Below are 10,000 nucleotides of genomic sequence, written 5' to 3'. Positions count from 1 at the left end.
TCAGGAGCATTTACCTTTGCTGCGCCGTGTTGCCCCATACAACAGCTATGTCGAAGGCTGGGCTTTGTATTCAGAGCTGGTCGCTAAAGAGATGGGCATGTACCAAGACGATCCATTTGGCGATTTAGGCCGGTTAAAAGCTGAATTATTCCGCTCTGTGCGTTTGGTGGTCGACACCGGCCTGCATGCAAAAAAATGGACTCGCGAACAAGCTATTGCCTATATGGCTGAGACAACAGGTACCACAGAGTCTGACGTAGTGTCTGAAATTGAACGCTATATGGCATGGCCTGGTCAGGCTTTAGGTTACAAGCTGGGCATGCTGAAGATAGTGGAACTGCGCTCTTATGCTAAAGAGCAGTTAGGCGACAAATTTGATATCAAGGCGTTTCACGATTTAGTCTTGTTAGGTGGTGCAGTACCTATGTCGGTGCTAGATACCAAAGTGAAAAACTGGGTCGCCAGTCAAAAAGCCTAACTAAGATCATTGAGGGGCAGAACTGAGATCCTGCCCCTGAAAGCGCAGCCGTCGTATCTATTAACCCCCCGCCTGCTCGCCTTGTTCAGCAACTTTCACTTTAGTCACCAGCAACTGGTCAATTTTGTAGCTGTCGATATCCACGACTTCAAACTTGTAGCCCTGATAAACCACAAAGTCGGTGCGCTTTGGAATTTTCCGCAGCATATACATCATAAAACCAGCTATGGTCTCGTAATTTTCATCGTCAGGGAAACTGTCGATATCAAAGACCCGCATCACATCATCCAGTGGCGTTAAGCCCTCCACCAACCAGGACGCCTCGTCGCGCTGCACTATTTGTTCTTCGTCTGAATTCACCAACTCGCCCATTACTATGCTCATCACATCCTTCAGGGTGACCATACCTACGGTTAAGGCATATTCATTCAGCACTACAGCAAAGTCGATACCGCTGGATTTAAAATGCGCCAGCACTTCATACAAGGACAGAGAGTCCGGCACTATCAATGGAGTATGGATCATGCCTTCTTTGAGTAAATTAATCGGCTGCTGGTGCAACACCTGCATCAGAATATCCCGGCTGTCGACATAACCTACCACTTTGTCCAGGCTCTCATCGCAGACGATAAACTTAGCATGAGGATGCTCGGCGATTTTGTTTTTAATGCTCTCTGCCGATTCTTTTAGGTTAAAGTAAATTAAGCTTTCGCGCGCAGTCATAGCTGAGGTCACAGTGCGGGAATCCATATCAAAAACGTTTTCCAGCAAAGTACGCTCTTGCTGCTGCAAGACACCCGCCTGTGCGCCTTCATCCATCATGGCCACTATATCTTCTGGCGTAATTTGATCGATACGCTGCATAGGTACGTTAAAAAGTTTAAACACCAGATTAGCCAGGCTATTAAACAACCAGACCAAAGGTTTAAGAACCACCAGCATCAGTAAAATCAGATTCACTACTGAAATAGCCACTTTTTCAGGAGCTAACATCGCCAGGCGTTTTGGCATTAAATCGGCAAATAAAATAAACAGAGCTGTGACAAAAAACACTGACAAACCAAAAGCTATGCCTTCGTTGGCCGGGCTTTCAAAAAATAGGTTCAGAAAGGTTAGTATATAAGGGGTAAAAGCCGCCTCACCTAAAATACCGCCTAAAATAGCCACCGCATTTAAACCTATTTGGGCTATGGTAAAAAAACTACCTGGGTTGGACTGCAACTGCAGCACAAGGGCGGCCCGGGGTTCACCATCTGACGCCAGTTGTTTCAACCGGATTTTGCGTGAAGCAGCTAAAGCTATTTCAGACATGGAAAAGAAGGCGCTGGCACTGATCAGCAGCAACATAATCAGTAAATTTTCTAGCAGGGACATAAAAATCACTCTTTGATAATTGGCTTTGGTATAGAAAAGCCGTCAAGTTGTGTTGAAAACCACTATACCGCTTGTCAGTATACGACTTAAACTCTGTTTTCCCAGCATAAGCGCTCAAAAAAATGTTTAAATTTGAAACAGTTACCCTATGGCCGATTTAGTACCTCGTATACAACAAGCTTATTTTCGCAACGGGCCAGAGCATAGATCCGGTGCAGACGTCAGCTTTTTGGACATAGTAAAAATTTTTGGTTTCCAAAGTATTAAAATAGGCCGTTGGGTAACCGCAGCTGAGCAACAGCTGGCCGCCAATCTGTTTTTTGACGCTTTATCCGACCTGATGTTGCTGTTGCAGGTGCCACAACGGGTGATTTCACTGAATCAAAGCCTGAGTCTGAATTTTGGTATTGGCGGCCAGCAAGGCAGCTGCGCTTTTTATCAACCTCAAGGTCGTTTACTGGCGCTGGCTAAAAATGCCGGTGGCGGCAGCTTAGCGCATGAGTGGTTTCACGCCTTTGACCATTATATTTGCAGCAAATTATTTACCGATAAACTACCCACTACAGCTTTCGCCAGTTCAAGCTGGCTCAACAATGCCACAGTGTCCCCTCACCCGCTCAATACCTATTTGGATCAAAGTTTTGCTGCCTTGTTTTTATCTGCCACTGGCACTGAACCTAATAGCTACGTTAAAACTTCCGCCGCCTTCGACCAAAGCCATGGCATTTATTATTACGCCAAACCGGAAGAATTGGCTGCGCGTGCTTTTGAGCATATGTTGCAACAGCAGCAGCTTAAAAATAGCTTTTTAGTCAGCGGCACCTTAAAAAGCAAAGCGGCGAAAGCTGGCTTATATCCAGACGCAGCTTTGTCCGCAGCACTTGCTCAACATTGGCTCGGATATTTTTCTCTACTGGGCAGAGCCTTGAAATAACGGAAGTTAAGCAAACCATGGCACAAATATTGAACAGCATACTGCAGAAACCTGGTGAGCGACAGTATTTTGACCAAAGGGTTATGCAGATGAACACAACATGGCGTACAGAAGAACTTCGTCGTTTAAATCAGGCGATGAAAGCAATAGAGATATTAGCGGAACAACCTGATCTGGCTGTCATTTATCAGGGTAAAGCCTGGCAGTACCGGGACTTGCTCGAACTTTCAGTCAGGATTTTCAGACTGGCTCAACAAGAAGGTTATGACGTACAAGCCTTTGAAGTGTGGTTTGCTAAAGATGCAGAGTTGTTTGCCCGTTACGGCCTGGAATGGCGGGTTGGTTAAGCTTGTAAGCAACAGCAAGCCTCTGCCTGACTTGCTGCACCTGGCAAAAGTAAAGGGTTTTACTGTTCGCTCTTTTCTGCAATCTTTTGTAAATTAGCGTTGATCTTAAATAATACGATCAACAACTCACACCAAATACGGGCGCCAACAGCACCACCAATCAAAATACCTAATCCTGTCAGAAAACCGCCACCGTAATCAGAAAACAGAGCAGCGACACCACTGAAAACTGCAACAATCAGCAAGAACCAATAGACCACAGTAATAATTTTTGGGGTTAGCATAGAGTCAAAGAAAAAAATACTTTTCATCAGGACGTCCTTTTATATAGTCCGTGAGTTCTGTCTCCCTGACTCTGGTGAAGCCAAAACCAGGATTCTTTATCGCCATTGTCGGTAATAGCTAGTTATAAGGTAATGAATTAATTGAATTCGTTCAATAGCTAAGCAAGAGCCTGGATTTTCATTTGGGCCCGGGCTGAGTAAAAGCCCCAATGCTAATGTCCGCTCATAGTCCAGTGTCAAACTATTGTATGATCGAGCCTTTAAAGCACTATCTCAGTTTAGAGGCGAGTTTTTTAATGTGGCTGAACGACCAGCAAACTATCCCTTCAGCGATCCGCAGGTATCGAAAGACCCTGGCGGCTTCCACTCCTCACCATATAGTGATAGATGGCTTATTTGACCCACAAAAGTTAGATGCTATCTGCGCTGTGTTGCACCATGAACACTATTGGCAAACACAAAAACACAGTTACTCGGCTTTATACCTCGATGACAGCAAATGGCATGCAACTCCTGATACAGAACGCTTTGTGCAGCGGGATCTGTGGCAAGGTCACAAAGCAGGCCCAGATGACAAGCAGTGCGCTATTGCGCATGAGTTTTTACAGTATCTGCGAAGCAAAGACTTTATGGCGCTGCTCTCTAAGATCTTTGATGTCCAGATCACAGACATTCATGTTGCCAAGCCTGAAGTGAATACTAATTTTTTTCGCTTAAGCGCTGAAGATTTTGTCAATCAACATGCCGATGATTCACCGGGCAGAGAAATCTGCATGCTGCTGTATCTAAATAAGAACTGGAGTACTGAACAAGGCGGAGAGCTGGTTTTTATGGGTAAGCATGACAAGACTGTGACTATCCCGCCTTTGTATAACCGCTGTGTACTCTTTGATCCCTCATCAGAAGGTTCTGAGCATTGGGTCAAGACCGTAACTAGTAAAGGTACCACTACGTATCGCTACAACGTGACTAGTTGGTATTGGTCGGAGTGATGGGGTTAGCAAAACTAAGGGAGCGAAACAAACTGGCTCCGAGAGAGGGATTGCCACGTCTCAATAGGCCCCAGGTTTAATCCGCGACATCTGCGCCTCGGGATTATTCCGGGCATCCTGCCCTCTATCCGGCCAGTGGACAGAGCCACTGGCGCTTAACCGGGCATTGCCAAACTGTTGGCAATGCTATTTCCGGCTTCGCCCTTCGGGGCCGCGCTAAAGCGCGTTCCGGTTTGCTCCCGGCAAACCGATCGAACTAAGGGTTCGAACCAAGTCCTCGATCGAAGGTTTAAATGAAAAAATCCCGGACTTGCGTGCCGAGGGATTGCCAGCACCATCCATGGTGCTGGCCCTGCGGGCCGCGCTAAAGCGCGTCCAAATTCGCTCCCGGCGATTTTGTCGAACCAAAGGGTTCGAACCAAGTCCTCGATCGAAGGTTTAAATGAAAAAGGCCCACGCTTTTGCGTGGGCCTTTTTCATTTAAACTGGCGGAGAGAGAGGGATTCGAACCCTCGTTAGGGGTTAACCTAAACACACTTTCCAGGCGTGCGCCTTCAGCCACTCAGCCATCTCTCCGAGGCTTGCTACAGCAAGCGCGGCTATCCTATTGAAAATCACCGCGCCGTGCAACTGTTAAATACAAAGCCTTGTTCTTTTGCTGGATTTTTCAGCAAAACTTACTGTTAACGCCTTAAGCGTTACCTTTTACCGGCATTTGCGCTGATTTTGCGAAGTTCAGCATTCTGTCCAGCGGGATCAGCGCCTGTTCACGTAAATCGGCATCAACAAAGATCTCATGGCCTTCAGACTGCAATAAAGCGTCCTCAATCGCCTTCAGACCGTTCATCGCCATCCAGGGGCAATGTGCGCAGCTGCGGCAGGTCGCGCCGTTACCGCCCGTTGGAGCTTCAATAAAGGTCTTCTCTGGCATAGCTTGCTGCATCTTATAGAAAATGCCGCGGTCTGTCGCCACAATGAAGGTATCATTTGGCATCGTCTGACTGGCTTTGATCAACTGGCTGGTTGAGCCCACGGCATCAGCTAAATCCACTACGTTGGCTGGTGATTCAGGGTGTACCAGCACGGCAGCCTTTGGATATTGCTTTTTCAGCTCAATCAGCGCTTTGGCCTTAAACTCGTCGTGCACTATACAGGCGCCCTGCCATAACAGCATGTCGGCTCCTGTTTGTTTTTGTACATAAGCGCCAAGATGACGATCAGGGCCCCACAGAATTTTTTTGCCTTCGCTATCTAAGTGCTCTACCACATCCAAAGCGATAGATGAGGTAACCACCCAATCAGCTCGGGCTTTCACAGCAGCAGAAGTATTGGCATAGACCACAACCACGCGATCGGGATGCTGGTCGCAAAATGCGCTAAATGCGTCTGCCGGACAGCCTAAATCCAGTGAGCAAGTGGCTTCCAGAGTTGGCATTAAGACTGTTTTTTCCGGGTTCAGAATTTTGGCTGTTTCGCCCATAAACTTCACACCGGCAACGATAAGGGTTTTAGCTGAATGCTTATTGCCAAAACGCGCCATCTCCAGCGAGTCTGATACACAGCCGCCAGTCTCTTCAGCCAAAGCCTGGATCTCAGGGTCTGTATAATAGTGCGCAACCAATACGGCATCACGTTGTTGTAATAAAAGCTTGATACGTTCTTTGTAGGCAGCTTTTTGATCCGCATTTAACGGCAGAGGTTTTTTCGGGAATACAAAGTCAAGTTCGTTGAAGTGCAGTGCTTGATCCATAACGGCCACCCGGTTTTAAAAAGTGCGGCATTATACACAAAAAGCTTAGCTGAAAACACAAAGAAGGCGATGATTGCATGGTGGGTCATGATGGATTCGAACCATCGACCAACGGATTAAAAGTCCGCTGCTCTACCAGCTGAGCTAATGACCCATGCAAGGAGAATCGAGAAAGTGGTGGGTCATGATGGATTCGAACCATCGACCAACGGATTAAAAGTCCGCTGCTCTACCAGCTGAGCTAATGACCCAAACTAGGGCATCGAAGTGGTGGGTCATGATGAATTCGAATCATCGACCAACGGATTAAAAGTCCGCTGCTCTACCAGCTGAGCTAATGACCCAGTTCGATACAAAAGTTTGCGCGGGAGTGGTGGGTCATGATGAATTCGAATCATCGACCAACGGATTAAAAGTCCGCTGCTCTACCAGCTGAGCTAATGACCCCTGCCGCGGACGCATATCTTACTTATTTAAATTTCCAGTGCAACCAAAAATTACCAGAAAGGCCATTTTCTTTGTTCAACTGCTTAAAATGACAGCACAAAAAGCTAAGCCAAGCACAAATGCAAAATAACAGTATTATTTATATACAGAAATGGAGCGGAAAAGTTCAGAGGCTCTGCTTGTAAAACAGCATACATCTTTGCTGATTTCTGTGTGTTTAACCGCGTTTATTTTCAAACTGTAGGTAGCACCAGCGCATCTGCACTGATGAACTAATAAAAAACCCCGGTACGCACCGGGGTTTTTCAGTAAGCACCTAATAGGCTACAGAGTCTCAAGCTTAGCTTTCGCCGCCTTCGCTGGCTTAGCCTGCGGGTATTTGCTGACTAAAAGCTGGTAAAACTGCTTGGCTGCAGCTGTATCACCTTCCTTCTCTGCAAGTTGCCCCAACTTAGAGAGAGAATCGGCGGCTTTAGAAGACTGCGGAAACTGAGCTACAACGCGTTCAAACTGCGCTTTGGCTTTGAGCAACTCATTTTTCGTAAAAAACAGCTGGCCTAACCAATAATAGGAGTTTGGTGCATAGCTTGAATCCGGATAAGTACGGACGAAATTCTCGAATGCAGGGATCGCTGCATCATAGGCGCGATCTTTCAGCACCAGATTTACCGCACTTTCATAAGCTTCGCTTTCCGATGGACTGGACGAGGCTGCAACATTAGCGGCTTCTGTAGTCTCAACACTTTGCGCGTCAGCACTACCCTTTACTAAAGCGGCAGGATTACCTATGGGCGCCTGTTCAGGTGCAGTGGTTGGCGTCGCGGAAGTAGTCGGAGTTGAATTCGTTGAACCTGAAGCGGCACCAGTGCCTAATCTCCGGTCAATTTCCTGATAAATATTGCGTTGTTGCTGCAATATTTCTTCTAATTTGTAGGAATGCATTTCTGTAATGCCACGCAACTCTGACACTTCGTCTAATAGTGCGGACACTTGCTGCTGCATAGCAACCTGAGCGTTTGCTCTGGCCTCAACAATACGTTCCAATGCAGCTATTCGATCCGCCGTGGAAGCATATTTTGGAGTCTGGGTAGCGCCACCGCCTGCGCGGGACAGATCGGCTACTGGAGCCGGATCTGCCCACGAGGCAATGCTGATAACAGAAAGCGCAGTAACTAAATATTTTTTCACTGCTTTGCTTCGTATCAGTTATTAGTAAACTAAAACAGCGCGACGGTTTTTAGAGAAAGCGCTTTCGTCGTTACCTTCAACAGCTGGTTTCTCTTCGCCGTAGCTAACTACTGACATTTGGCCAGCAGCAACGCCCAGGTTAGCTAAGTATTGAGTCACAGACTGACCACGACGCTCACCTAACGCGATGTTGTACTCTGGAGTACCACGAGCATCAGTGTGACCTTCAACAGTTACAGTGATGTTAGTGCGAGCGCGTAAGAAAGCAGCGTGAGCTTCCAGAACAGAAGCAAACTCTGAACGGATTTCAGACTTGTCGAAGTCGAAGTAAATAGTGTTGTCTTGACGCAGAGCTTCTAATTGCTGACGCAGCAATTCTTCAGCTGACAGGCCTTGTTCAACCACTTGATTAGTGTTTGCACCAGTGTTTGCATCAGTAGCAGCTACTTCATCAGTTGAGCTACAAGCAGCTAAAGTTAACACTGGCACCGCAACTAACAAGCCTTTTAAAACTTTGTTTAAGTTCATAATTGTTGTCCTTAGTAAATCAATTAACCAAATTTTCGTTTTTTATAAAAATGGTGACCAAGCCGGAGATTTTACTCTACCGTTTGCCGCCGGTAACCGTGCTTTAAAGCGCCCATCCATGGATACCAGTGCCAGTACTTGTGACGATCCGTACAAAGTACTATAGATTATCATTGAGCCATTCGGCGCAATGCTTGGTGACTCGTCCAGATAAGTGCGAGTCAACACTTGCAAATAGCGACTCTCAACATCCATGCGGGCGATATTATACTGGCCATTTGTTCTGTTGACCATAACAATACCACTACCATCTGGTGTATAAGAGGCAGCTAAATTCATTTCACCCTCAAATGTTACTCTTTCAGTAACACCTGAAGCTACATTTACGCTATAAATCTGTGGATTACCACCACGTTCAGAGCTAAAAATCAGTTTTGAACCATCAGGCGACCATGAAGGCTCAGTGTCGATACGCCTATGATTTGTTAACTTTGTCAAGGCTTTAGTCGCAATATCCATCACATAAATTTCTGCGTTGCCATCTTTTGACAACACCATAGCCATTCTGCGACCATCCGGTGACCACTTAGGCGCACCATTTATCCCTTTAAAGCTGGTTAATATACTGCGACGGCCAGTATAAATATCTTGAATATAAATCTGTGACTGGCGCTTTTCAAAAGTTACATACGCCAACTTAGTACCATCAGGTGACCAGGCCGGTGACATCAGAGGCTCTTTAGCTCTTAATAACACCTGCTCATTTTCACCATCGTAATCAGCTACAACTAATTGATATTTAAAGTCTGCTCGTTCACGTACTAAGACATAGGCTATTTTAGTTAAAAAAGCACCACGTTCACCAGTTAATTTTTCATACACAATATCGCTGATGCGATGTGCATATTGTCTGAACTGGTCTCCACTGATAGTGGTTTCACGCGCGTCCAAAATGTGACTCAGCCCTGTGGTCAATTGCCCGCCAATGATAGCAGAAGATGAACCACCGCCCGAAGCCCCTTTAAACACGTCCACTAATTCAAAACGCACTGCATATCTATTGACGCCTACTTCGCGGATAGTGCCAGTCACTACAGCTTCAACACCTTGCTTCATCCAGCGTTGATAATCAATTTCTTTACTATTTGTTGGCTGCTGAGGCATACGTGTTGTTGCGATAGGATTAAACTTACCGCTGCGCATTAAATCAGCAGACACAATGTCAGCGATACGTTGGTTTGGCAGCGTATTGCCTTCAAATTTAAATGGCACTATAGCAACAGGGCGGGCACTGTCGACACCATCTGTGATGACAATCTCTAAACTGGCATACGATTTTGCACTTAGCACCAGGGCGAACGCCACCAGGCTTTTTCCTATCAACTTCAGCATATTGTTATCTCAGTTCCGGTTTTAAAATTGTTGTGATGTCTTTTAATGCATCATACACGTCAGGGTCCGGTGACATAGGGAAGTTGCCGGCCTTTTGTATTGCACGCATCGCAGATTCACAAAGCGCCCGGTCTCCACCTAAAACCGTGCTGGCGGTCACAAAGCCATTGCTAGCCAGGCGTATGTTTACCCGGCACTCTTTACCGCGCATTGTATCGTCTACAAACCAATTTTGTTGGATTTTCGCAACAATCATCGCCAGATAACGCTGTTTCTCTGTCAGGAT

At 46.3% G+C, this 10,000-nt stretch carries 11 protein-coding genes and 5 tRNA genes; 4 read left to right on the top strand and 12 right to left on the bottom strand.

The window, feature by feature from the left end:
* On the top strand, window positions 1-478 hold a 478-nt coding region (locus LDL40_RS01375), incomplete at its 5' end, for a DUF885 family protein (RefSeq protein ID WP_300992947.1).
* Between the two features lie 60 nt (window positions 479-538).
* On the opposite strand, the gene LDL40_RS01370 is transcribed toward LDL40_RS01375, so the two are convergent.
* Window positions 539-1,852 (bottom strand): hemolysin family protein, encoded by a 1,314-nt coding sequence (locus tag LDL40_RS01370; RefSeq protein ID WP_300992945.1) that lies wholly within the window; start codon window positions 1,850-1,852, stop codon window positions 539-541.
* A gap of 148 nt (window positions 1,853-2,000) precedes the next feature.
* Between LDL40_RS01370 and LDL40_RS01365 the strand changes: the two genes are divergently transcribed.
* On the top strand, window positions 2,001-2,786 hold the full coding sequence (locus tag LDL40_RS01365) for a CLCA_X family protein (protein ID WP_300992943.1): 786 nt from the start codon (window positions 2,001-2,003) through the stop codon (window positions 2,784-2,786).
* A gap of 89 nt (window positions 2,787-2,875) precedes the next feature.
* Complete coding sequence (locus LDL40_RS01360; RefSeq protein ID WP_300992941.1) at window positions 2,876-3,133, top strand: hypothetical protein; 258 nt, start codon at window positions 2,876-2,878, stop codon at window positions 3,131-3,133.
* A 59-nt stretch (window positions 3,134-3,192) separates the two neighbouring features.
* Here LDL40_RS01360 and LDL40_RS01355 read toward each other — a convergent pair whose 3' ends face one another.
* Window positions 3,193-3,444 carry a DUF4282 domain-containing protein gene (locus LDL40_RS01355; protein WP_300992939.1) on the bottom strand — a complete coding sequence of 84 codons (252 nt, stop codon included), beginning with the start codon at window positions 3,442-3,444 and terminating at the stop codon, window positions 3,193-3,195.
* A gap of 269 nt (window positions 3,445-3,713) precedes the next feature.
* On the opposite strand from LDL40_RS01355, the gene LDL40_RS01350 reads away from it, so the two are divergent.
* Window positions 3,714-4,409, top strand: coding sequence for a 2OG-Fe(II) oxygenase (locus tag LDL40_RS01350; protein ID WP_300992937.1), 696 nt, complete (start codon window positions 3,714-3,716; stop codon window positions 4,407-4,409).
* Between the two features lie 486 nt (window positions 4,410-4,895).
* On the opposite strand, the gene LDL40_RS01345 is transcribed toward LDL40_RS01350, so the two are convergent.
* The 10 genes from LDL40_RS01345 to tolA all read right to left on the bottom strand — a co-directional run.
* Window positions 4,896-4,985, bottom strand: a tRNA-Ser gene (locus LDL40_RS01345).
* Between the two features lie 115 nt (window positions 4,986-5,100).
* A complete protein-coding gene (gene nadA, locus LDL40_RS01340; protein ID WP_300992935.1) occupies window positions 5,101-6,159 on the bottom strand; it encodes a quinolinate synthase NadA in 1,059 nt (352 codons plus the stop codon).
* A gap of 78 nt (window positions 6,160-6,237) precedes the next feature.
* Window positions 6,238-6,313: transfer RNA gene (locus tag LDL40_RS01335), tRNA-Lys, on the bottom strand.
* A gap of 21 nt (window positions 6,314-6,334) precedes the next feature.
* Window positions 6,335-6,410, bottom strand: a tRNA-Lys gene (locus LDL40_RS01330).
* Between the two features lie 17 nt (window positions 6,411-6,427).
* Window positions 6,428-6,503, bottom strand: a tRNA-Lys gene (locus LDL40_RS01325).
* Between the two features lie 27 nt (window positions 6,504-6,530).
* Window positions 6,531-6,606 (bottom strand) — tRNA-Lys (locus LDL40_RS01320).
* Between the two features lie 324 nt (window positions 6,607-6,930).
* A complete protein-coding gene (gene ybgF, locus LDL40_RS01315) occupies window positions 6,931-7,794 on the bottom strand; it encodes a tol-pal system protein YbgF (RefSeq protein ID WP_300992933.1) in 864 nt (287 codons plus the stop codon).
* A gap of 21 nt (window positions 7,795-7,815) precedes the next feature.
* A complete protein-coding gene (gene pal / locus LDL40_RS01310) occupies window positions 7,816-8,322 on the bottom strand; it encodes a peptidoglycan-associated lipoprotein Pal (protein ID WP_300992931.1) in 507 nt (168 codons plus the stop codon).
* 42 nt (window positions 8,323-8,364) lie between these two features.
* Window positions 8,365-9,714, bottom strand: a complete 1,350-nt coding sequence (gene tolB, locus LDL40_RS01305) for a Tol-Pal system beta propeller repeat protein TolB (protein ID WP_300992929.1) — start codon at window positions 9,712-9,714, stop codon at window positions 8,365-8,367.
* Between the two features lie 4 nt (window positions 9,715-9,718).
* The coding region (gene tolA / locus LDL40_RS01300; RefSeq protein WP_300992927.1) for a cell envelope integrity protein TolA at window positions 9,719-10,000 on the bottom strand (282 nt) is incomplete at its 5' end.

This window comes from Rheinheimera sp. (genome assembly GCF_020217005.1).
Lineage (GTDB): Bacteria > Pseudomonadota > Gammaproteobacteria > Enterobacterales > Alteromonadaceae > Pararheinheimera.
This window is presented reverse-complemented; position numbering and strand designations above follow the sequence as displayed.